At 66.2% G+C, this 22481-nt stretch carries 22 protein-coding genes; 13 read left to right on the forward strand and 9 right to left on the reverse strand.

Features of this window, described 5'->3' with window-relative positions; all coding sequences use genetic code 11:
- Window positions 1–10: 10 nt before the first annotated feature.
- Both KX816_12315 and KX816_12320 read left to right on the forward strand, forming a co-directional pair.
- A complete protein-coding gene (locus KX816_12315) occupies window positions 11–454 on the forward strand; it encodes a hypothetical protein (protein QXQ05067.1) in 444 nt (147 codons plus the stop codon).
- Window positions 444–1523: an endoglucanase gene (locus KX816_12320; protein QXQ05068.1), complete on the forward strand. Its 1080-nt coding sequence runs from the start codon at window positions 444–446 to the stop codon at window positions 1521–1523. The genes KX816_12315 and KX816_12320 overlap by 11 nt, the downstream gene beginning before the upstream one ends.
- A gap of 45 nt (window positions 1524–1568) precedes the next feature.
- On the opposite strand, the gene KX816_12325 is transcribed toward KX816_12320, so the two are convergent.
- Together KX816_12325 and KX816_12330 are read right to left on the reverse strand one after the other, a co-directional pair.
- Window positions 1569–1772, reverse strand: a complete 204-nt coding sequence (locus tag KX816_12325; GenBank protein QXQ05069.1) for a hypothetical protein — start codon at window positions 1770–1772, stop codon at window positions 1569–1571.
- Between the two features lie 201 nt (window positions 1773–1973).
- Window positions 1974–3467 (reverse strand): lipopolysaccharide biosynthesis protein, encoded by a 1494-nt coding sequence (locus KX816_12330; GenBank protein QXQ05070.1) that lies wholly within the window; start codon window positions 3465–3467, stop codon window positions 1974–1976.
- A gap of 214 nt (window positions 3468–3681) precedes the next feature.
- Here KX816_12330 and KX816_12335 point away from each other — a divergent pair, with 214 nt between their 5' ends.
- Both KX816_12335 and KX816_12340 read left to right on the forward strand, forming a co-directional pair.
- Window positions 3682–4605, forward strand: a complete 924-nt coding sequence (locus KX816_12335) for a glycosyltransferase family 8 protein (GenBank protein ID QXQ05071.1) — start codon at window positions 3682–3684, stop codon at window positions 4603–4605.
- Between the two features lie 28 nt (window positions 4606–4633).
- Complete coding sequence (locus KX816_12340) at window positions 4634–5566, forward strand: polysaccharide pyruvyl transferase family protein (GenBank protein ID QXQ05072.1); 933 nt, start codon at window positions 4634–4636, stop codon at window positions 5564–5566.
- Between the two features lie 73 nt (window positions 5567–5639).
- Here KX816_12340 and KX816_12345 read toward each other — a convergent pair whose 3' ends face one another.
- The gene (locus tag KX816_12345) at window positions 5640–6677 is read right to left on the reverse strand and encodes an alpha/beta hydrolase (GenBank protein QXQ08542.1); all 1038 of its coding nucleotides are present in this window, start codon (window positions 6675–6677) and stop codon (window positions 5640–5642) included.
- Between the two features lie 174 nt (window positions 6678–6851).
- Here KX816_12345 and KX816_12350 point away from each other — a divergent pair, with 174 nt between their 5' ends.
- The gene (locus tag KX816_12350) at window positions 6852–8003 is read left to right on the forward strand and encodes a cupin domain-containing protein (GenBank protein ID QXQ05073.1); all 1152 of its coding nucleotides are present in this window, start codon (window positions 6852–6854) and stop codon (window positions 8001–8003) included.
- Here KX816_12350 and KX816_12355 read toward each other — a convergent pair.
- Genes KX816_12355 through KX816_12370 form a run of 4 tightly spaced genes read right to left on the reverse strand, consistent with a single transcriptional unit; the run spans window position 7970 to window position 11543 of the window.
- A complete protein-coding gene (locus tag KX816_12355) occupies window positions 7970–8551 on the reverse strand; it encodes a pseudouridine synthase (GenBank protein QXQ05074.1) in 582 nt (193 codons plus the stop codon). The two genes, KX816_12350 and KX816_12355, sit on opposite strands and share 34 nt — an antisense overlap.
- 43 nt (window positions 8552–8594) lie before the next feature.
- A complete protein-coding gene (locus tag KX816_12360; protein QXQ05075.1) occupies window positions 8595–9734 on the reverse strand; it encodes a cobalamin-independent methionine synthase II family protein in 1140 nt (379 codons plus the stop codon).
- Complete coding sequence (locus KX816_12365; protein ID QXQ05076.1) at window positions 9731–10762, reverse strand: 5-methyltetrahydropteroyltriglutamate--homocysteine methyltransferase; 1032 nt, start codon at window positions 10760–10762, stop codon at window positions 9731–9733. The genes KX816_12360 and KX816_12365 overlap by 4 nt, the downstream gene beginning before the upstream one ends.
- Before the next feature lie 22 nt (window positions 10763–10784).
- Window positions 10785–11543, reverse strand: a complete 759-nt coding sequence (locus tag KX816_12370; GenBank protein ID QXQ05077.1) for a citryl-CoA lyase — start codon at window positions 11541–11543, stop codon at window positions 10785–10787.
- A 135-nt stretch (window positions 11544–11678) separates the two neighbouring features.
- Here KX816_12370 and KX816_12375 point away from each other — a divergent pair, with 135 nt between their 5' ends.
- From KX816_12375 to KX816_12395, 5 genes are all read left to right on the forward strand, one after another.
- Window positions 11679–12821 carry a CoA transferase gene (locus tag KX816_12375; GenBank protein QXQ05078.1) on the forward strand — a complete coding sequence of 381 codons (1143 nt, stop codon included), beginning with the start codon at window positions 11679–11681 and terminating at the stop codon, window positions 12819–12821.
- 42 nt (window positions 12822–12863) lie between these two features.
- Window positions 12864–13670 carry a helix-turn-helix domain-containing protein gene (locus KX816_12380; protein ID QXQ05079.1) on the forward strand — a complete coding sequence of 269 codons (807 nt, stop codon included), beginning with the start codon at window positions 12864–12866 and terminating at the stop codon, window positions 13668–13670.
- Window positions 13671–13814: 144 nt separating this feature from the next.
- Complete coding sequence (locus KX816_12385) at window positions 13815–16034, forward strand: TonB-dependent receptor (GenBank protein QXQ05080.1); 2220 nt, start codon at window positions 13815–13817, stop codon at window positions 16032–16034.
- Window positions 16035–16108: 74 nt separating this feature from the next.
- Window positions 16109–16651 carry a VOC family protein gene (locus tag KX816_12390; protein QXQ05081.1) on the forward strand — a complete coding sequence of 181 codons (543 nt, stop codon included), beginning with the start codon at window positions 16109–16111 and terminating at the stop codon, window positions 16649–16651.
- Between the two features lie 52 nt (window positions 16652–16703).
- The gene (locus KX816_12395; GenBank protein ID QXQ05082.1) at window positions 16704–17477 is read left to right on the forward strand and encodes an alpha/beta hydrolase; all 774 of its coding nucleotides are present in this window, start codon (window positions 16704–16706) and stop codon (window positions 17475–17477) included.
- Here the strand turns inward: KX816_12395 and KX816_12400 are convergent.
- Entirely contained in the window at window positions 17461–18789 is a 1329-nt protein-coding gene (locus KX816_12400) for a sensor histidine kinase (protein QXQ05083.1), read from the reverse strand. The two genes, KX816_12395 and KX816_12400, sit on opposite strands and share 17 nt — an antisense overlap.
- Complete coding sequence (locus KX816_12405) at window positions 18779–20167, reverse strand: sigma-54 dependent transcriptional regulator (protein QXQ05084.1); 1389 nt, start codon at window positions 20165–20167, stop codon at window positions 18779–18781. The genes KX816_12400 and KX816_12405 overlap by 11 nt, the downstream gene beginning before the upstream one ends.
- 24 nt (window positions 20168–20191) lie before the next feature.
- Here KX816_12405 and KX816_12410 point away from each other — a divergent pair, with 24 nt between their 5' ends.
- The 3 genes from KX816_12410 to KX816_12420 all read left to right on the forward strand — a co-directional run bounded on the left by KX816_12410 (window position 20192) and on the right by KX816_12420 (window position 22468).
- Window positions 20192–20410, forward strand: coding sequence for a hypothetical protein (locus KX816_12410; GenBank protein ID QXQ05085.1), 219 nt, complete (start codon window positions 20192–20194; stop codon window positions 20408–20410).
- A gap of 106 nt (window positions 20411–20516) precedes the next feature.
- Complete coding sequence (locus KX816_12415) at window positions 20517–21776, forward strand: efflux RND transporter periplasmic adaptor subunit (protein ID QXQ08543.1); 1260 nt, start codon at window positions 20517–20519, stop codon at window positions 21774–21776.
- An 11-nt stretch (window positions 21777–21787) separates the two neighbouring features.
- On the forward strand, window positions 21788–22468 hold the full coding sequence (locus tag KX816_12420; protein QXQ05086.1) for an ABC transporter ATP-binding protein: 681 nt from the start codon (window positions 21788–21790) through the stop codon (window positions 22466–22468).
- Window positions 22469–22481 lie beyond the last annotated feature (13 nt).

A 22481-nucleotide genomic window follows, 5' to 3' on the forward strand; every position in this document is an offset into this window, starting at 1 on the left:
GGGTCTGGCAATGGTAAGATCGAGCGCCGACGCCGCGCAGCAGCCGCCGCCGGGTGGTGGCCTTCAGTCCGCGATGATCGACGAGATTTTCGCCAACGCCACCGAAGACCAGGCGCTCAGCTTCTTCGTCGCGGTCGGCACCCGGCTGGCGGCGTCGCACCCCTTGCCGGAGAACGACGGGGTCTCGGGGCTGGAGCAGGCAATCAACGAGATCTGGGGGCAGCTCGGTCTCGGGCAGGTGACGCTGGCGATCGCATCCGATGGCATCGCGATCGATCACCACGGCTATACCGCCAGCGAGGCGGCACTCTCCCCGTCATGGCCTGGCGCGGCGCGGGCCCTGCTGCGCGGCGCGTACGGGGCCTGGTTCGCCTCGATCGGTGGCGAGACCAAACTCTACGCCCGGCTCGTTCGGCAGACCAGCGAGCAGATATTGCTGCACTATGGACTTTGATCGCCGCACCCTGCTGGTGGCGACCTCGCTGCTGCTGACATCGGCGTGTGCCAAGGCAAGCGGCGATGCGCCGAAACCCCCGGCAAGCGGCAAAGGCAGCGGGAAGGGAAACAATCGCACCGCCATGCCCGCCGCTGCATCCCGCCTCGCACCGGAAGACTGGAAGCGGTTCAAGGCAGCCTTCCTGCACAGCGACGGCCGGATCGTCGACACTGGCAACGGCGGCATCAGCCACAGCGAGGGCCAGGGCTATGGCATGCTGCTCGCCGAGACTGCGGCCGACCAGGAGGCGTTCAACAGCCTGTTCGGCTGGACCGAGCAGGTGCTCGCCCGCAAGGATGTCGCGCTTTATTCGTGGCGTTACGTGCCGAAGGATGCGGTGCCGGTCGCGGATACCAACAATGCAACCGACGGCGATATCCTGATCGCCTGGGCCCTGATGCGCGCCTACGACCGCTGGCATCGCCCCGAATACCGCGACCGCGCACACCAGATCCGCTCGGCGATCCGGACCCGGCTGGTGAGCGCGCAGGACGGACGAACGCTGCTGCTGCCGGCGCTGGTCGGTTTCACGGCCCCCGACCGCACGACCGTCAACCCGTCTTACTATATCTGGCCGGCGCTCGACCTGTTTGCCCGGGCCGATGGCGCGGACGGCGGCTGGAGCGCACTGATCGCCGACGGCGAGCGCCTTGCCGGCGAGGCGAGGTTCGGGCCGTCGCGACTGCCGACCGACTGGGTCGACGTGACCAGCGGCGGCGTCGCTCCCGCGGCCGGCAAGCCGCCGCGCTTCGGCTTCGACGCGGTCCGCGTGCCGCTCTACCAGTTGATGGGCGGCCGCCGCGCTCTGACCAGTGACGTCGCAGCCTATTGGAGCGGTTTCGCGGGCCGCGGCGCCCGCATCCCGGCGTGGGTCGACGTCGTGACCGGCGAGGTCGCCGAATACGGATTGTCGGAGGGCGGGCTGGCGGTCGTCCATCGGCTGGTCGGTGCCGCCGGGACCGGTCCGCCACCCGGTGCAAGCCGCGATTACTACTCCGACGTGCTGGCGCTGCTGACGCAAATCTAGGTGACGCTCAAGGGCCGCGAACCGTACCGGTGCATGTGCGAAAGCTCACGCATCCAGCGTGGCGTCGCCCGACGCGAGATGCACCAGCCGCACGAGGGCGGGCACATCGACGATCGTCGACCGCCGACGCTTCTGGCGCGTCTCGTACGTGACTGTCTCGAAGGCATCGATGAAATCGCGTTTGACAGGCGCCGCGACGATGAGATCGCCGATCCCATCGAGGTGCTTGGCAACGATCGCTTCAGGCATTGGACACCCCGTTCCCAGCCTTGTTATCTGCAAGGTACGGTCTGTGTCGAAGCCGGCGGATGCGATCGCCCGGCTCATCGAGGAGGACGTTAACGAACTTTCACACTTTCGATGTGCCAATAGCGCCGTTGCCCACGTGAGATTCCGCACATCGATGGCGAGCAAGATCGAACTGTGGCCCGCCGTATACGCCTAGCAAGACTACTGCGCGCGACGCACCCGAAGTTTCGCGACAAGCTGGTGACTGAGCCGCACGGCTTGCCGCTCGGGACCATCGCCGCGACCGCCGGACACCCACAGCAGCCAGGTCGTCGTGCCATAAGTGATCACACAGGCGGCAGCGAGCACGACCAATGTGCCGAGCATGCGCCACGTCGATCCGGTCGTGCCGATCGCGTCGCGCAGCAGCCAGACGACGATCGCCATCACAGTGACGCTCGCCAGCGCACGCCGGTTGGCAAAGATCTGCGCGCGGACCGGGATGCTGATGAGCATCCGGACCATCAGCATGTTGATGAAGATCGAGATGCTGCCGGTGAGCGCGCGGGCAAAGACGATGCCCGCCAGTCCGCCGAAATACAGGCCGGCAGCAATCGTCGGCAGCCGGATGGCGAGATTGAGGACATCGCGCCGGAACATCTGCTTGGTCTTGCCGGTAGCGAGGGCGAGCGGTTGGACGACCGAGCTCAACGTCTGCAGCCCGAATACGCAGGACAGAACCTGGATGACGATCACCGCCGGCAGCCATTTATCGCCAATGGTCAGTCGGACGATCAGGTCGGCGAGCAGCGCGCAGCCGACCGCCGCGGGCAAGGCGACGGCGCTGACCAGCGACTGTGCCGATTGGTAGGCGTGCCGCAGTCGGTCGGGCTGGTCGCGCAACTGCGTGAACGCCGGAAATAGCGTCTGCGTGAGCGGCGCAGTCGCTTCGCGCGTCGCGATCGACGCGAGGTTGTCGCCGACGGTGTAGATGCCCAGCGGGATGCGCCCGAGGAAAGTGCCGATCAGCAACTGGTCAGACTTCCAGTTGAGCGTGTTGACTGCCTGGCTCAGCGTCAGCCAGATCGAGAACGACCACAGGTCACGGCTATGGCGCCAGGTCGGACGCGGCCGATACGGCATGAACCAGTAGGACATCGAGATATAGACGAACTGAGTCGCGACCGAGCCGATGACGAGCGCCCAGTAGCTGCGATAGACGAACGCCACCGTCAGGGCCGCGATCAGTCCGGCGAGCTTCGATGAAACGTTGAGCGCGACGTCCTGGCGAAACTGGAGCCGCCGCTGGAACACTACCAGCTTGGGGTTGGCCGCGCCGTTGACCATCGTCAGCAAGCCGAGGACGATCATCACGGAGGCGAGCCGCGGGTCCTTGTAGGCCTGCGCGACCGGCAGGGCCGCGGCACAGAAGGCCATTCCAACGAACACCGCACGCGTAACGTTCAGCGTCCAGGCGGTGTGAAAATGCTCCTCGGTCGGTGCCGCGTGATGGATCAACGCCGAGGCGAGCGACATCTCGGTTACCGCGCTGATGACGGCGAGCATCGTGGTCGCCAGCGCGACCAAGCCGAAGTCGGCGGGCGTCAGGATCCGCGCCAACACCAGCGTGCTGACGAAGGCGATGAGATTGGTCAGCGCACGGGCTACCGTCAGCCACGCAGCACCGCCCGCGAGCTTCGATCTCAGGCCGTCCACGCCGGCAATCCTGTAGCCTGCCGGTCACCAGCACCGGTCATGGCACGGCAAAACCTTAACAGAAATAGAGACATGATAGGAACGATGTTGCCTTCGTGTGCGCCGCAAACTACGCATATGCTGCGCCGCACAAACCGTCGAGCGCCTTTTCGGGTGCAGCCGAAGAGTTGATAATAGCCATTGCTTGCCGGACCGGATCGCCGAGAGAAAGTCGATGATGACCATCCACTGTGCGTTTTCGTCCGACGACAATTACTTCCAGCATCTGGCTGTCGCGATCACCTCGCTGCTCGAGAACAATCGGCACCACGAGTTCGTGCTCCACGTCGTTCATGGCGAAGTCAGCGAAACGAAGCGCGCGATGCTCTCGACGCAGGTGGCTCGCTACCCCAATGCGACGCTGCACCTCTACGAATTCGACGACGCGCCATATCGGCATTTCCGCCTGGATTCACATATTACCCTGGCGTCGTATTTTCGGCTGTTTCTGACGGAGATCCTGCCTCCCGAAATCGACCGGGTCCTGTATCTCGATGCCGATATCGTCGTGCTCGGCGATGTCGCACCGCTTTGGGAGACCGCATTCGACAATTGCCTGATCGCTGCCGCACCGAACATCTTTTCGCAGAACAACGAACGGCTCGGATTGCCCCGCGACTATTGTTATTTCAACGCTGGTATCCTGGTCGTCGACCTGGCGGGGTGGCGGCGCGAGGGCCTGCTCCGGCGCTTCGTCGACTATGTTGAGCGCAACCACATGATCCTGCGCTGGCACGACCAGGATGCGCTCAACGCGGTGCTCCACGACCGCGTCCGGTATGTCGACTACGGCTGGAATTTTCAAGCGCGGACCCAGCCGACCGACGCGGCCGCGCTGTCGCTCGATGCGAGCGCATTTCGCCGCCTCCGCAAGCAGCCGCAAATCGTCCACTTCACGACCGAGAAGAAGCCCTGGCTATATGCCTACAGGGTGCCGTTCGAGGCGGAATACCACCGCTACCTGAAGCTGACGCCCTGGCGGTCGTACGTTCCGCCCGACAAGTCGTTCAAGAGCTGGACCAAACGTAACTTCCCGCGCGCGCCGCACTATTTCTGGGAGTTGAAGCGGCGCGCTTCACTCCTGCGCGCGCGATCCTGACGATTTCCGGAGACCAATTTTGCAAATCTTGACGGTTTTGGACACCAGCGTCCCGAGCAACAACCTCGGCGACGAGATCATCATGGACGCGGTCTATGACGTCGTCCACGAGGTGCTGCCCAACGCCTATATCAACCGTGTCGGCACCCATGATTATCTCGGCGAATATAGCCGCAAGCTGATCGCGGCGAGCGATTTTTCGATCTTCGGCGGCACCAACATGCTTGATCCGGATATGCTGTCGAAGGGCGCGCTGTGGAAGCTCCGCCTGTCGGATGTCGGCAAGATCAGCCCGGTGGTCCTGCTCGGCGTCGGCTGGCGACGCTACGGCGAGGCCGCGAGCTGGTCATCGCGTCGATTGCTCAATTCGGTTCTCAGCACCGACTTCGTCCATTCGGTCCGCGACAGCTACACGCTGGATCGCCTCGCCGGCATCAAGCCGAAGGCTAGCAACACCGCTTGCATGACGATGTGGCGCCTCGATGCAGCAGCCACCGCGAAGCTGCCGCGTACCAAGGCGACGCGGGTGGTGACGACGCTGACCTTCTACAGCAAAGACGAAGCCGCGGACCGGCGCATGCTCGAACTGCTCAAGGGGAATTACGCGACGGTCGCGATCTGGTCGCAGCAGGCTCCCGACCTGGCGTACCTCGAAAGCCTGGGCGTCCCGGGTATCGAGGTCATCCCGCCGACACTGCGCGCCTATAATTCTTATCTCGACAACGAGGACATCGACTTCATCGGCACCCGCCTCCACGGCGGCGTCCGGGCGATGCAGAAAGGGCACCGCGCGCTGATCATCGGCATCGACAACCGCGCCACCGAGATCGCCCGCGACACCGGCCTTCCGGTCGTCCCGCGCGGTAGCGACGAGGCGATCTCCGCGTGGATACACGCCGGTTGCGCGACCACGATCACCCTGCCGACAGAGGCGATCGCGCAGTGGAAAGCACAGTTCTGAGGCCGGCTAAATCACCTTCTCGGCGAATTGGGGCTGCTGCCCCGGATGTGCGAGATATCGTCCGATCGCTAACCTAGCGTAGCGGCACCTCGCCGCCAAATCCGCCGATGCGCCGCGCCCACGCTAAGAAAAGCTCGGGCCATGCGGCGGCGGGGACGGAGGACGGCAGGGTCACGCCGAAGCCGTGCTTGCCTTCCTGGAACAGGTGCAGCTCGCACGGTACCTGGGCAGTGCGCAGCGCGGCCAGCGCGATCAGCGCGTTCTGGGGATCGACGACATCATCATCGAGCGCCTGTGCGACGAAGGTCGGACAGATGCCGGGGCGGATGTTGGTCTCGACCGAAAGGGCGTTCGCGAGCGCCTCGTGGCCGTTGCCTTCTCCAACCAGAGCGCGCCGCGAACCGGTGTGCGTGTAGGGTGGCTTGAGCGTGATCACCGGATAGAGCAGGCCCGCGTACGCCGGTCGCGCCGAGTGCCTGTCGCCGGCGTCGATCGGAGCGTAGGCTGGCCGGCCGAACTCGGTCAGCAAACGCCCCGCCAAGTGACCGCCGGCCGAGAACCCGAGCACCCCGACATCCGCCGGATCACGACCGTGCGTTGCTGCGTCGTCACGGATCAGGCGCATCGCGCGCTGCGCGTCCGCCAAGGGAGCATCCGCCTCGTTGGCCCACCCAAGCCGGTCACCCGGCAGCCGGTAGGCGAGGACATAAACCGTGATGCCGGTCGGGAGCAGCCGCTGGGCGATGCTGGTGCCCTCATTGTCCCACGAGACGAAATGATAACCGCCCCCAGGCAGAATCAGCAGCGAACCGCCGCTGGCATGCTGGGGTCGCCAGACGGCGAGCACTGGACGCGCATAGCCGTGCAGGTCACCGGCGAGAACCGGACGTGGCGGCGGCGTGGGACTACTCCAAGCCGGGACCCGCTCGCCCCCGGGCGGGCGGCCCGGCCACACATCCCATACGTCCTGCGGCGGAGCTCCGGGTCGCACCGGCTCGCGCGTCAGCGGTTGCGTCGCGGGCGAGCGAGCCAACGCGCCGGCCGGCCGGAAGGCCGCGGGCACGAGCGTGGCGGCTGTCAGCAGCCAGCGGCGGGAAAGGGACATGGCGATGGTCCTCGATGAATTTTCGGGTCCACCACGTTAGTCGGGCGATGCGAGACCGGCCACCCGCCCGACACAGGGCAGGTTACCGGGAAAGAGAGCCGCTTTGACTCCAGAGCCCCGGATCGGCGATGTGGCCGGCAACTGTTCCTGGCATACCGCTGACATTCCCCGCGAGACCGCATGCACCTCAACCATTTCGATGTCGGCGTATTCCTGCGCGACTACTGGCAGAAGCAGCCGCTGCTGATCCGGAGTCCGTGGGCGTCCTGGAGCAACCCGCTCGAGCCGAATGAACTGGCAGGTCTCGCCTGTGAGGACGGCATTGAATCCCGCCTGATCGTGCAGAAGCGCGACACCTGGAAAGTCGAGCACGGTCCTTTCCCGGGATCGCGTTTCGCCAAGCCCGGCAAGAAGCCGTGGACGCTGCTCGTGCAGGCGGTCGACCATATCGTGCCGGACGTCGCCGCACTCATCGAGCCGTTCCGATTTATCCCGAACTGGCGCATCGACGACGTCATGGTCAGCTACGCGACCGACAAGGGTGGCGTCGGTCCGCACTTCGACCAGTACGACGTCTTCCTGATCCAGGGACTGGGCAAGCGCCGCTGGCAAGTCGGCGGCCTGTGCGATCACGCGACCGAACTGTTGCCGCACGACGATCTGCGGCTGCTCGCGAAATTCGAACCCACCGACGAGTGGATTCTCGAGCCCGGCGACATCCTCTATGTGCCGCCCCGCATTGCCCACAACGGTGTCGCGGTCGGCGACGACTGCATGACCTACTCGATCGGTTTTCGAGCGCCGTCGCGGAGCGAACTGACGGCGCACTGGTGCGATCACCTGCTCGAGGCGATGCAGGAAGACGACCGCTACGTCGATGCGGGTTTGGCGGCGCAGGACAATCCGGGCGAGATCTCTTTGGAAGCGATCGCCCGGCTGCATGCGATGGTCACCGAGAAAATGCTCGACCGCGACGCGTTCGCGCGCTGGTTCGGCGAATACAGCAGCACGCCGAAAAACCCCGATGCCGATTTTGAACCCGAGCCGCCCATTCGCGCCGGCAAGCTCCGCCAGCAGATCGCCGACGGCAGTACGCTGCGCCGCAGCCCGGCAAGCCGCTTTTCGTTCATTCGGCAAGACGCGAACTCACTAATCCTGTTCGTCGATGGCGAAAGCTTCTCATGCGCCGAGGAGAGCGCGGCGTTTGCCGAATTACTCTGTGCCCGCGACCGCGTGCCGATCGCCCCGGCATTGCTGGAATCATCCTCGGCGATCGCCTTGATCGCAAGCCTCCTCGATCAAGGCAGCGTCACCTTCGACCCTGAAGCCTGAGCGACCGGCAGTTCCCGCCACTCCCCGGGGCGAATCCCTTCGATCGTCCAGTCGCCGACGCTCCACCGCACCAGCCTGAGCGTTGGATGACCGATCGCTGCCGTCATCCGGCGCACCTGCCGGTTCCGTCCCTCGCGGATCGTCAGCCTGAGCCAGCAGTCGGGCACGGTCTTGCGAAAACGCACCGGTGGGTCGCGCGGCCAGAGCTCCGGCGCCGCAATGCGCTCTGCCTCAGCCGGACGGGTCGGGCCGTCCTTCAGCACGACACCCCGACGCAGCGCCGCGAGGCTCGCCTCCTCAGGCTCACCCTCGACCTGGACCAGATACGACTTCGCCATCTTGAACCTGGGGTCGGCGATCCGCGCCTGCAGCCTGCCGTCGTCGGTGAGCAGGAGCAGCCCCTCGCTATCGAGGTCGAGACGCCCCGCGGGGTAGACGCCTGGCACCTCGATGAAGCTCGACAGCGTTGGCCGGGCCGAAACCGCGCCGCGATCGGTGAATTGCGGCAGAACGCCGTACGGCTTGTTGAACAGGATCAGTCGCGGCATCGCCCCTCGCAAGCCAAGGCGAGGCGTCGCTCGCCACGCGCGTCTACGGCCAGAAGCGCCGCGACGCTATCGCCGCGCCCTCCGCCAGCACTCCCATCTTGGCCCAGACTACGTCCGGATCGACACCGCCCGAGCCGGCGTGGATCGAGAAGCCGCAGTCGACGCCCGCCATGACACGGTCGCGCCCGACCAGGTGCGCATAGCGTCCGATGCGCTGGGCGATCAACTCCGGATGCTCGATATAGCCCGACTGGCACTCGACGACGCCGGGGATGAGCACCTTGCCGTCCGGCAGGCCGACCTCCTCGAACAGCGCGAATTCGTGGGCGTGACGCGGGTTGGCGGCCTCGAACTGGATTGCATGCGGGCGCGCCGTCCAGACCAGGTCGAGGATATCGCGCAGCGGCACGTCGCAGTGGTGTGGCCCCGGGTAGTTACCCCAGCACAGGTGCATCCGCATGCGCTCCGGCGCGATGTTGCGGGTGGCATGGTTGAGCGCCGCGACGTTGAGCGCGATGCGGTCGCGGAAGGCGCTCAGGTCGAGGTCGCGGAACTGGGTGTGGCGGCCCATCGCGAGGTCGGGGCAATCGACCTGGAGGGTCAGGCCGGCGGCGACGATTGCCTCGTACTCGTGACGCAGTCCCTCGGCGAGCGCGAACAGATAGTCCTCGTCGCTGGCGTAATAGGCGTTGGCGAAGAACAGCGCCGTCACCCCCGGCGAGGCCGCGGACATGAAACCTAGGGTGCCCGGATGGCGGCTCAGTGCATCGCCGAGGTTGGCGGCGTCGACGTGGACCGCGTCCATGTCCTTAACGGTGATCGGCGCGTTGCACGCCGGCGTCTTGCGGTGCTTGCGCCCGGCATCGCCGAAGATGCGCTGCTTGACCCCGGGGAAGTCCTCGACGTCCTGGAAGACGTAGGAGTTGCCCTCGCCGCTGAAGCCGTGGAGGCGGTCCTTGATGTAGGTCGCATAGCTCGGCTTCGACTGCTCGCCGTCGTTGACGACATCGAGGCCGGCGCGGGCCTGCGCATCGACGACATCGCCGACGGCAAGCTCGACCCGCGCCGCCAGCGCCGCGGCATCGACCGTGGCGCCCTCCTCCTTGGCGAAGATCATTGCGATCAGGTCGTCGGCGCGCGGCAGGCTGCCGACGTGGGTGGTGAGGAAGCGCCCGGCGGTCACGACCGACCCTCCACTTCGGCACGCACGATCGCAGCTCCCGCGGCCATCGCCTGCATCTTGCCGAAGGCAACGGCGCGCGGCAGGTATTTCATCCCGCAATCGGGTGCGACGATGACCTTGTCGGCATCGACATGCGGTAGCGCCCGGCGGATCCTCGCGGCAACGGTCTCGGCGGTCTCGATGTCGTGGGTCGACAGGTCGATGACGCCCAGGATGATCGACTTGCCGCGCAGTTCCTCGAGCACCGTCGTGTCGAGGTTCGACTGCGCCGTCTCCAGCGACACCTGCCGCACCGGCGACCCCGCCAGCTCGGGCAGGAAGCTGTAGCCGGTCGGCCGCTCGTGGATGATCGCCGCATAGCCGAAGCAGATGTGCAGCGCCGTCTGCCCGGTGATGCCGTCGAGCGCGGCGTTGACCGCCTCCAGCCCGTATTCGCGCGCGGCATCGGGGCGGGCCTGCATGTACGGCTCGTCGATCTGGACGATGTCCGCCCCGGCCGCGAACAGGTCGCGGATCTCGGCGTTGACGGCCTCGGCATAGTCGAGCGCCATCTCGCGCAGGCTCGGGTAAAAGTCGTTCTGCGCCTGCTGGGCCATGGTGAACGGCCCGGGCACGGTGATCTTGATGCGCCGGTCGGTGTTGGCGCGCAGAAACGCCACGTCGGCGGCCTCGACGGCATGGCGGCGGCGGATGCGCCCGGTGACGCGCGGCACCGGGTTGGCGTGGCCCGAGCGGTCGAGGGCCGAACCGGGATTGTCGAGGTCGACGCCATCGAGCGCGGTGGCGAAGCGGTTGGAATAGCTTTCGCGGCGCATCTCGCCGTCGGTGATGATGTCGAGCCCGGCGCGCTCCTGGTCGCGGATTGCGATCAGCGTGGCATCGTCCTGGGCCTGGGCGAGATACTCGGGCGCGACCCGCCACAGCTCACGCGCGCGGACCCGCGGCGGAAAGCGACCCGCAAGCTTCTCGCGGTCGATCAGCCAGTCGGGCTGGGGGTAGGAGCCGACCAGCGACGTTGGAAACAGCATGAAACCTCCTCAGGGGCGTCGTTTATTCAGGGCCGTCGTAGGAAATCGCCGCCGCGGCAGCACCGGACAGGATGAAGCCGATCGGACGCTCCGACTCTTCCTGCAGGTGCGCGATCAGGCTGGCGGTGCGCGCCAGAAGCGAAATGCCCTTCAACGCCGCCAGCGGGAAGCCGACATCGAGCATGACGGCCGGAATTGCGCCGTTGACGTTGACCGGCAGGGACCGGCCGATGACGCCCGGCAGGCACTCGCCGATCGCCCGAAGCGCGGCGATGTGCGGGCCCTCGATGCGGTGCTCGGCGGCAAGCTTGAGCAACAGATTGGCGCGTGGATCACCGCCACTGTGCTGGGGGTGGCCGAAGCCCGGGATCGCCTTCTTGTCGGCTCGCAGCGCGCGCACCGAAGTTTCCGCGTCACCGCCGGCAACGACCTCGGCAAGGAACCGTCCAGCGACCTCGGCGCTGCCGAGCACCACCGATCCGCACCCCAGCAGGCCCGCCGCGACGGCACCGTGAAAGGCCTCCGGAGCGGCAGCGAAAGTCATGCGGGTGGCGACGACGCTCGGGACCAGGCCGTGCTCGGCGATTGCCGCGAGAACCGCGTCGGCGAAAAATTTCTGCACCGGCGACGGCGGGGTGCCGGTCACCAGCAGCCAGAAATAGCTGGTGAAATCCATCTTGCCGATGATCTCGCCGCAGAGGTCGTGGCCGCGCACTGTGATATGCTCGGCGTCGGAGGTGCAGATCGCCGTATAAGGCGCATCCTGCTTGCCGATCCGCATGCTCGCCTCCAATTACTTCGAAATTCGAACTTGTTTTCGTTATGCGAAAACTATACTGGGCGTCAAGCGTACACGGTGGCAGTGGATTGCCAAACAGGCTGCGGCGGGTATTCGCTCGAAGTCGAGGAGAGACTGATGGCCTTGCCGCTCGCCGGTATCCAGGTGCTCGAGATGGGCACTTTCATCACCGGGCCCGCGGCGGGGATGATGCTCGCCGATCTCGGGGCGGAGGTCATCAAGGTCGAGCAGCCGGTCACCGGAGATCCCTTCCGCTCGTTCCGCGGTGGGCTGTATGCGCCGCACTTCCAGACCTGGAACCGCAACAAGAAGAGCATCACGCTTGAAACCCGCACCCCCGCCGGCCGCACCGCACTGAACGGCCTGGTCGCCGGCGCCGATGTCTTCATCCAGAACTTCCGGCCCGGCGTCGCGGCCAAACTCGGCGTCGATGCCGAGCGGCTGCAGCGAATCAATCCGCGCCTCGTCTATTGCTCGATCTCGGGATTCGGCAGCACCGGCCCCGACCGTGACCGCCCGGCCTTCGACACCGTCGCCCAGGCCGCGAGCGGCTTTCTGCGGCTACTGCTAAACCCCGGCAAGCCGCGCGTCGTCGGCCCCGCCATCGCCGACGTGATGACCGGCTTCTACGCGGCGCAGGGCATCCTCGCGGCGCTCCACGACCGCCACGCCACCGGTCGCGGGCGCCTCGTCGAGACGTCGATGTTCGAGGCGATGTGCCACTTCAATCTCGACGATTTCACCCACCTGCTGTCGGACGGCCAGCTGATGGGCCCGTACAGCCGCCCGCACGTCAGCCAGTCCTATGTCTTCCAGTGCAGCGACGGCCAGTGGCTGGCGCTGCACATGTCGTCGCCGCCGAAGTTCTGGGAGAACCTCGCGGTTGCCGTCGACCAGCCCGGCATGCTGGCCCTGCCCGCCTTCGCCAGCCGCGAGGCCCGCATCGCCCACTATGAGGACGTCCTCGCCTTTCTCGCGCCGATCTTCGCGACACGGAGCCGTGCCGAATGGTGCGCCCGCCTGACCGAGCTCGAGGTGCCGAACGCGGCGGTCGCGACCTCGGCGGAAGTGCTGGCGTCACCGCAAGCGCGCCACCTGCAGCTGGAGATCGCCGCACCCGGCCCGATGGGCGAGTTCCGCACCATTCGCTCGCCGCTCAGTTTCGACGGCGAGCGAGCGCTGTCCGTCACCGCACCGCCGCTGCTCGGGGCCGACAACGACGCCATCCTTGGACCCCAGGACCGCGCCGCTGCCCGGTAGCGGCCTTGCATCATGACGCCCCGGCCAATAGCGCTAGGCGATATGGTCGAGCGCGAACCCAAGGATCCCGAATATCTGTCGACCCTCGAGCGGGGTCTCAGCGTGCTGCGCGCCTTCGACCAGGCCCATCCCGAGATGGCGCTGTCGGAGGTCGCGGCGATCACCAACCTGTCGCCTGCGGTGGCACGGCGCTGCCTCAACACTCTGGTCGCGCTCGGCTATGTCGCGCAGGTCGGGCGGCGCTTCCTGCTTCGGCCCGAGGTGCTGACCTTCGGCTCCGCCTATCTCTCCTCGATGAACATCGAGCAGGTCGCGGTGCCGCCGCTGCAGGCTCTCCGGGACCAGACTGGCGACAGCGCCTCGATGGCGGTCCGCTCGGGGCGTGATATCCTCTATGTCTGCCACATCCCGACCAACCGACGCATCCGGCTCGGGGCAAGCGTCGGCACGCGCTTTCCGCTCCACGCAACGTCGATGGGCAAGGTGCTGCTCGCCTTCCAGGGCGAGGTCGCGATCGCCGCATTCCTCGACGAGGCACCGCTTGCCCGCCTGACCGAGCGCACGGTCACCGACGTCGCCGCGTTCCGCCAGCGGCTGGAGGGCGTGCGCACCAACCGTTACGATTCCGCGCTCGATGAGCTCGACTACGGCATCGTATCGGTGGCGGTGCCGGTACTCGGGCCGGACGAGCGGGTCATTGCAGCGATCAATTGCTCGACCTCGACGACGCGCATTTCGCAGGATGAACTGGTTCGCACCAGGTTGCCGATGCTGCGGGAGGCGGCCCAGAAAATCGAAGAGCAGCTACGGCGTTGGCCGACGCTGGTGCGGTCGCTGACAACAAATTAAGCGCAGTCACCGGAGCAAAGCGCGGGCCGTCATTGCGTTGAAACTTCGATTATCGAACTTGACTTCGCAATGCGAAGCTTCCATTAGGGCGGCTTACGCCGCCACAGAAGCGGTACGTGGCACGTGTTTTTTGGGGGAAATGGGATGTCGAAGCTTGGAACGTTGCTGAGGCTGCAGGCGTGTTCGGCATGCTTCCTCGCAACCGGTGCCATCGCTCAGGACGCCGCGCCAGCCCCAGCTGCAACGCCGGCAGCAAACGCTTCACTGGCTACGCCCTCGACGACGGTCGACAATGACGACATCGTGGTTACGGCCCTCGGTCGCGCTGAAGCGCTTCAGAACACCCCCGCGTCGATTACCGCCTTCAACGCCAAGACGATCGAGGCCGCCGGCATCGAGCGCCCCGCGGACTTCATCGCGCTGACCTCCAACGTCAACCTCGTGCAGACCCAGAACGCCGGCAGCAGCTTCGTCATCATCCGCGGCATCACGCAGGCACGCAACAGCGAGCCCTCGGTCGCGGTCGTCGTTGACGGCGTCCTGCAGGTCAACGCCGCGCAGTTCAACCAGGAGCTCGTCGACATCGAGCAGATCGAGGTGCTGAAAGGCCCCCAGGGTGGCCTCTACGGCCGCAACGCCATCGGCGGCGCGATCATCATCACCTCGAAGGCCCCGACCGACGAGTTGCAGGGCAAGTTCACCGGCGGCGTCGACAACGGCTTCGGCTATTTTGCCCGCGGCAGCCTGTCCGGCCCGCTCGCCGAGAACCTGAAGTTCCGACTGGCAAGCACCTGGTATCACACCAACGGCTTCATCCCGAACACCTTCCTCGGCAAGGACGCCGACCCGTTCCAGGAGTTCAACGTGCGCGGCAATTTGCTGTGGACGCCGACGCCGGAGCTAACGATCGACGTCCGCGGTGCCGTCGGCAAGCTGCGCACCCAGGCGTTCTACTACAACATCGTCACCGACGTGAACGACACCTCGCTGCCGGTCCGCGTCAACAATGCCGGCAAGGACGACCGGGACATCTACAACGGGACGATCCGAATCAGTTACGAAGGCGATGCCGGCAGGGTCATCTCGACGACGTCCTACGACAAGGTCACCGAGATCCTGACCGGCGATGCCTTCAACTTCCTGCCGATCCCGGACTCGTTCTTCAACTCGATCTTCGGCTTCGACCTCAACCAGAGCCAGTACCTGAACGTCCGGGCGTGGAGCCAGGAGGTCCGGTACGAATCGCCATCGGACAAGCCGCTGCAGATCATCGGGGGTGCCTACGCCATCGGCACCAAGCGCTTCATCTCGACCGGCAACATGATCGACCTGGGCAAGGGCGTGTTTCCGGTTTTCCACTCTCCGAGCACCAATCCTAACAATCCGCAGTTCTCGTTCCTCTCGGATGACCAGGACAATTTCGCCTGGGCGGTGTTCGGCAACGCGGTGTGGAAGATCAACGACCAGTTCCGGGTCGACGGCTCGCTGCGCTATGACCACGACCGCCGCAAGAACACGACGCTGACGCCGACGCAGTATCTGCCCAACATCCCCGGCTTTCCGGCGGGCGCGACCGGCGACGTGCGCCGCAAGTCGTTCTCGGCGTGGCAGCCCAAGCTGACCCTGACCTGGCGTCCGCTCGACGAGGTGACATTGTTCGGTGGCTATTCGAAGGGCTTCCGGTCGGGCGGCTTCAACCAGACCGGCGTCGGCGGCGTCGCGGCTTCGAACGGCATCGTCGGCGTCGGCGACACCTTCGAAGCCGAGGTCGCGGAGACCTTTGAGATCGGCGTCAAGGCGCAGACCGACGACCACAAGCTGACCTTCAACGCGAGCGCCTTCACGACCAAGTCGAAGAACAGCTATTTCTTCGTCTTCCTCGCCGCCAACTCGACCCAGAACCTCGGCAACGTACCGGAAACCCGCCTGAAGGGCTTCGAGATCGACACGACGTGGCGCGCCCTGCCCGGCCTCGATCTGATCGCCGGCTTTGGCTACACCGACAGTGCGATCAAGAAGTTCCCGGATCCGGCTTTCATCGGCAACCAGGCCCCGCTGATCTCGCGCTACACGCTCAACCTGACCGGCAACTACCGCGCTCCGATCACCGATACGCTCGATCTGACGGCGCGGGTCGATTACCGCCGCACCGGTCGGACCTGGTTCGACGTTGAGAACTCGACCTCGCGCGACCCGATCGACCTCGTCGATGCGCGCCTCGGTATCGCCGCCAAGGCCTGGTCGCTGACCGCCTTCAGCTCCAACCTGTTCAACAAGAAGTACAACGCCGAGTTCTCGCCCGGCGGCTTCGTCTTCAAGGCCAGACCACGCCGCTACGGCGTCGAGGCAAGCTACTCGTTCTAGGGCCGGCTGGTGGCGCGGACCGCCGTCCTCGACTATTTTGACCGCGCGCTTTGACCCGCACAGGAGCCGCCCCGATGAACCTCAGCCGCCGTCCCAGCCGCCTGCACCACACCGCCTATGTCTCGAAGGACCTGGAGGCGACACGCGCCTTTTATGAGGACGTCATCGGCCTGCCGCTTATCGCCACCTACACGGAAAAGGACGAGCTGTTCGGGCGTGAGCGTATTTATTGCCACTGCTTCTTCGAGCTTTCAGACGGCTCGGCGCTGGCATTCTTCCAGTTCGCTGACCCCGCCGACCAGGCCGAGTTCGGCCCTGACCTGCCGGAGTCCCCGTTCATACATGTCGCGCTACTGGTCGACGCGGCAACCCAGGCGGACATCGAGGCGCGCATCGCTGCCGCCGGCATCGTCGAGCCGGACACCTACATCCTCGAGCACGGCTATTGCCGCTCGGTCTACGTCAAGGATCCCAACGGCATGATCCTGGAATTCACCCAGGACGCTGCCGATTCCGCGCAGGGCGATGCCGAGCGCCGGGCAACCGCCCGCGCCGAACTGGCGCGTTGGCTGGCCGGCGACCGCCACAACAACAATCCCTATCGCCACGCTGCCTGACCCGACCCGCTTTTACGCGGCACCGCACTGGCCGGGCGGTCGTGTCCAACGCGTGGCAGTTCCGGGTGGCACCGTCCCGGTCGAGACGCTGGGGACCGGGCCACCGCTGATCCTGCTGCACGGGTGGACACTCGACCGCCGCATGTGGCTGCCGCAGCTTCCCCTGGCAGACCAGTTCGCCCTGATCGGCATCGACCGGCGCGGCTTTGGACAAGCGACGGCCCCACCCGACCTCGCCGCCGAGCCCGATGATGTTCTGCGTGTCGCCGATGCGCTAGGGCTCAGGCGCTTTCATGTGCTCGGCATGTCGCAGGGTGGTCGCGTCGCGCTGGCGCTGGCCGACCGCGCCGGTAGCCGGCTGCTGTCCTTGACACTGGCGTGCACTGCGCTCGACGGCGTAGCGGCTCCTGACGAGGAGGTCCCGATCGCCGCGATGACGGACGCGGCGCGGCGCGGCGATCTCGGTGCGATGCGGACGCTGTGGCAGCGCCACCGGCTGATGCGCCCGGCGGGACAGGCCGGCCGCGCCCTCGTCGCGGCAATGCTGGCAGATTACACCGCCCGCGACCTGGTGGTCGCACGACACGAGCTGCCCGCCATTGCCGGCATGATCGCGGCGCTGAACGTGCCCGTGACGGCAATCGTCGGTGCGGATGACACCCCGCAGCGCTTGGCCAACGCGGCAGCACTTTTGAAGGCCGGGGCCGGACTGGTGACGCTCGCGGGCGGTCACCTGTGTAACATCGATGATCCGCACGGGTTCAACCTGGTCATGCGAACCCTTGTGGCAACGGCAGGGTTGGGAGCGGCTAGATCAACAGCCTGATCAACGCTCCGCCATCGGGCCCGACGTCGACGTTGGCCGATCCGCCGTGCGCGACCACGACCTGCCGCGCGAAGCTGAGGCCGACGCCGGTACCTTCGCTTCGGGTCGTGTAGAACGGCAGGAAAACGTCGTCGCGACGTTCGGGCGGGATACCGGGGCCATTGTCCGAAACCTCGATCAGGAGCCGGCGGTCCTGCGTTGCGATGATGGCGAAGCGGGTTCGGCGGGGCTGGGTACCATGCTCCGCCAGACCGGCGTTGCGGATGAGGTTGAGCACGACCTGGGCGAGCAGGTCGGGGTCTGCGTCGGCGACCAATTCCGGCGGTGTCACCTCGACGCTCAGGCCGGCCTTCGCGCCCGCCGGATCCGCCCGCGCCAATCGGGCAATCTCCTCTGCCCATGCGGCGACCGCAAACCGCCGGCGGCGGAGGGTCAGCGACTGGGCGAATTGCCGGTAGCTACCGACGAAGCGCAGGATCCCGTCCGCGCGGCTGGCGAGCGTCTCCACCGCCAGCAGCGCATCGCCTAGGCCGGGGTCTCGTTGCACCGCCTCCGCGACCAGGTCCGACGTGGTACGCGCCAACGAGGTCACCGGCGTCAGCGAGTTCATGATCTCATGGGTCAGCACCCGGACGAGGTCGGTCTGCGCCGCCAGTTCGGCCGCACCGAGTTCGCTTTGCAGCGGCATCAGCGACACGATGGTGAGGCCGCCGCCAAGCCGCTCAACCCGCGCCATCGCCAGCACGGCGCGCTCAGCGACGCCGTCGATCACGACCCGTGTCAATCGCCGCTCGCCCGGTGGCAGCCCGAGCGCCGCGACGAGTTCGGGACCATAGACTGCGAAATCAGCAAGCCTGACGCCGTCATGGCGATCGAACTGTCGCCGCGCCGCCTTGTTGAGCAACAAGACCACGCCGTCGTCGTCCAGCGTCAGCAGCGGGACCGGCGTGTCGTCGATGATCAGCGACAGGTAGCGTGCCTCCTCGGACACGGCCGCACGCTTGTTGCGCAGGTCGCGCATCGCCTCGTCGAGGGCGGTGCCGAGCGCGTTGAAGCCGGAACCCGATGTCGTGGAGAATGCCTGGCTGAAATCCTCGAACCGGACCGCCTCGATGAACCGCGCAACCTCGAAATTGGTCCGGCGCACGAAGGCCCAGACGTTCGCGAGCGCCGCCAGCGCAATCCCGAAGGCGACTAGTCGCGCAGCAACCAGACCCGGCGTCTGCAGCGCCAGCAGCAGGAGCGCGAAGCTGCCGAGCAGGAGCGCGGCGCGCCATACCAGCCCGAGCTCGAAGCGGCGGTCAAAGGCCATGCTTCTCCATCCGCCGGTACAGCGCCGCGCGGCTTAGCCCGAGTTCGCCGGCGGCCAGCGAGATGTTGAAATGGTGCTTGCGAAGCGCCTGCTCGACGATCTGCCGCTCCTGCCGGTCGAGGTTGAGGTCGCTCGCAGGAACCGCCATCGGAGCGGGTTGGTCACCTCCAGCCGGGCGCGGGAACGGGAAATCGTCGAGCGCCAACGTATTGCCCTCGGCCAGGATCACGGCGCGCTCCGCGGCGTGGCGGAGGGCGCGAACGTTGCCGGGCCAGCCGTAGTCAATCAGCGCTGCAAGCGTCGCGGCATTGGGCAGCCGCTCCGGCTTCCGGTATTTACGAGCATACAGGCGCAGGAAATGGTCGAGGAGCGCCGGGATATCCTCGCGGCGACTGCGCAACGGCGGGATTTCGATCTCGACGGTATTGAGGCGGAACAGCAAATCCTGCCGAAACCGCGCCTCGTCCGCGAGCCGGTCGGCGGACAGGTTGGTGGCGGCGACGACGCGGACGTCAATCGGGACCGCACGGTTGCTGCCGACCGGCGTGACCAGGCGCTGCTCGAGCGCTGTGAGAAGTTTCGGCTGCAGATGAAGCGGCAGGTTGCCGACCTCGTCGAGGAACAACGTGCTGCCGTTCGCGGCCTGAAGGCGGCCGATGCGCTCCTCGCGGGCGTCGGTAAAGGCACCTTTCGCGTGGCCGAACAGCTCGGCGTCGAACAGCGTGTCGGAAATCGCGCCTAGGTCGACCGATACCATTGGTGCCGCGACCCGCCGCGACTGCCGGTGAAGCTCCCGCGCGACCAACTCCTTGCCGGTGCCGTTCTCACCGAGGATGAGCACGTTGGCCTCGGTCGGTGCCGCGCGTGCGATCAGCGACTGGACGCGCCGCATCGCCGCCGACTGACCAAGCAGCGGCGTCTCGGCGGACGGCGAAGTGAGCTCGACGTTACGCCGCCGCTCGGTCTGGGCCTCGCGCCGCGACTGGCGCAACGCGACCGCGGTCCGCACCGTCGACGCCAGCCGCTCGTTCGACCACGGCTTCGAGACGAAGTCGGTGGCGCCGCGCTTGATCGCCTCGACGGCGACGGCAACCCCACCGTGCGCGGTTATGATAACAACCGCGAGATCGGGTTCAGCCGTCATGATTCGCCCGAGCAAGGCCAGCCCACGTGCGCCGTCGGTGGCACCGCGCTCGAAGTTGAGATCGAGCAGCACGACATCGGGCTGGCGGGTAGCGAGCATGGCCGGCAGCGCTTCTGGGTCATCGAGGACGACAATCTCCGCGAACAGGTTGCGCAAGGCCAGGCGCGCGGCGAGCGCGATATCGGGATCGTCGTCGACGATCACTGCCAGTTCGAACCGTGTTTCCGCCATCATCGTCACCCGTAGCCCTGTCCGAGAATGAACAGCAAGTTCCGCGCCAACCCGGTTGGCGACGGTTGGCACGCTTCCTGCACAGGTCCCGGCATGGCCAGGGAGTTCGTCATGCCGCGTTTCATCGTTGCTGCCGTCATCGGGGCGGCCATTCTCGCCGTCGGTAGCAGGGTCGCGTTCAGGCCACTCTTCGCCCTGCCCGACTTTCACCCACACTTGGCGATCTCGGTTTCGCTGACGCTATGATGTCCGGAATCGAACATCACCTGTCCGCCATCGGACACTTCGCTTGAGCGTCGTCCGCCTCGACAAGCCCGAAGTGATGCCGTCACGGCCGGTCGCCGGCGTTGCGATGGACCGCGAAGTGCCGCGGCGGGGGATTGACCGGCGCTGGCTGACCGGCATCATCGGGGGCGCGGCGTTGCTGCTGGCGCTGTTGTTTTGGGCCTATGCGCCACGCGCCGGAACCCAGGCAATCGCTGCCGACCGCGCCACGGTGTCGAAGGTCACCCGTGGCATTTTCGAGGACTTCCTGCCGGTCCGGGCCCGCGCGACGCCGCTGATCACCGTCTACCTCGACGCCGTCGAGGGTGGCCGCGTCGAAAAGATTTTCGTGGAGGACGGCGCGACCGTCGTGAAAGGTCAACTGCTGGCCGAGCTTTCAAACGCCGACCTTCAGCTCTCGACCCTGGCACGGCAGACCGAGGTCGAGCAGCAGCTCAACAACATGCGCAGCCAGGAACTCGCGCTGGCGCAGAGTCATCTCAACAACGAACGCGATATCGTCCAGGCCGACCTCGACGCCGCCAAGGCACAGCGGCTCTACGACACGCAGAGGCCGCTGGCCGACCGCGGCTTCGTCGCGGGCAAGGTGTTCCGGGATACGACCGACGAGCTCACCTACCAGCGCAAGCGCAGCGAGGTGCTGCGCCGGGCCCAGACGACCGAGGAACGGCTGCAGACCAGCCAGCTCGGCCAATTGCGCGCTGCGTCGGCGTCGCTGCGGTCCAGCCTCGGGATCGCCCGGTCGAGCCTCGAGCAACTCAACCTGCGCGCGCCGGTGTCGGGACAGCTGACGGCGTTTTCGATCCAGCTTGGCCAGTCGATGAAGCAGGGCGAGCGGCTCGGCCAGATCGACAGTCCGGGGCGCAACAAGCTCGTCGCCGACGTCGATGAATTCTACCTCGGCCGGGTCGTGCCGGGGCAAACCGCGACCCTCGACCAGGACGGCAAGTCGTACCGGCTCAAGATCTCCAAGATCTATCCGCAAGTCAAAAGCGGCACCTTCATCATCGACCTGGTGTTTAGCGGCACCGAGCCGGCCAACCTCCAGCGCGGGCAGACGCTGCAAGCCCGTCTGACGCTGAGCGATCCGGCCCCGGCGAAGCTGATCCCGAACGGCAGCTTCTACAACGATACTGGCGGCAACTGGGTGTTCGTCGTCGCTCCGGATGGCGGCAGCGCGGTCAAGCGCAATGTCCGTCTCGGGCGTCGCAACGCCGACTTTATCGAAGTCCTCGACGGTCTCGACGCCGACGAGCGCGTGCTGACGTCGCCCTACACTGGGCTCGTCGACAAGGACCGACTGACCCTCGAGAAGCCAGCGAATTAAGGATGCCTGCTATGCTGACGATGACCGGACTGTCCAAATCCTATCGGACCGACACGCTCGAGACGACCGCCCTCGACTCCGTCGATCTCGACATCGCGGACGGCGAGTTCGTGGCGATCATGGGGCCTTCCGGTTGCGGCAAGTCGACCCTGCTCAACATCATGGGCATGCTCGATTCACCGACAAGCGGCTCCTACCGCTTCGGCGACAAGGAGGTCGCGGGCCTGAACGAGGCGGCGCTTGCCGACACTCGCAAGCGCCACCTCGGCTTCATCTTTCAAAGCTTCAACCTGGTCGACGAGTTGTCGGTGCGGGAGAACGTCGAGCTGGCGTTGCTCTATCACGACATCCCCGCGGCGCAGCGACGGGAGCGGGTCGACCGCGTGCTCGACAAGGTCGGCATCGCGCACCGTGCCAGACACCGGCCGGCGCAGCTGTCGGGGGGCCAGCAGCAGCGGGTCGCTGTTGCCCGCGCGCTGGTTGCCGAGCCGAAGCTGATCCTGGCGGACGAGCCGACCGGGAACCTCGACACCGCCCACGGCGAGGAAGTGATGAAGATGCTGCGCCAGCTCAACCAGGAGGGGTCGACCATCGTCATGGTCACCCACTCTGCAGCGCATGCCGATTTTGCCGGGCGCATCGTCAACATGCTCGACGGGCGCATCCTCGTCGAACGCCGTCGCGCTGCCTGAACCGGAGAACGAC

Source organism: Sphingosinicellaceae bacterium, from assembly GCA_019285715.1.
Taxonomy (GTDB): Bacteria; Pseudomonadota; Alphaproteobacteria; order Sphingomonadales; family Sphingomonadaceae; genus Glacieibacterium.